Source organism: Sulfitobacter sp. HI0027 (assembly GCF_001634775.1).
Classification (GTDB): domain Bacteria; phylum Pseudomonadota; class Alphaproteobacteria; order Rhodobacterales; family Rhodobacteraceae; genus Sulfitobacter.
The window spans coordinates 1-259 of record NZ_LWER01000310.1 but is presented as its reverse complement, the minus strand read 5'-3'; the positions used below and the strand labels follow the sequence as shown (position 1 = coordinate 259).

1 protein-coding gene is annotated in these 259 nt (G+C 63.7%); it reads right to left on the bottom strand.

Going from position 1 to position 259, the window contains the following annotated elements; translation table 11 throughout:
* Positions 1–259 (bottom strand): hypothetical protein (locus A3722_RS15825; RefSeq protein ID WP_150120524.1); only part of this gene is annotated, 259 nt, incomplete at both ends.

Here is a 259-nt window from a genome sequence, read left to right as displayed (position 1 = left end):
GCAAGGTGTCCTTCAGAGCCGCCTTTGCGTCATCCGCCTGGGCATCGCACGCGCGTTTCGCCTCGCGCCATGTCTTCCCGACGATCCGGTCATGGGTTTCGACCACCGCATCGGCAATGGCACTGCGCCATTCCAAAGCGCAGACCGCGACGATGGCAAGGCGGCGGTCGCCTGAAATATCCCGCAGATCGCCGGCGAAATACCGTTCCCCTTGTCGTCGGAGGCGAGCAATGCGGTGAGGCGGCACATCGGACAGGAT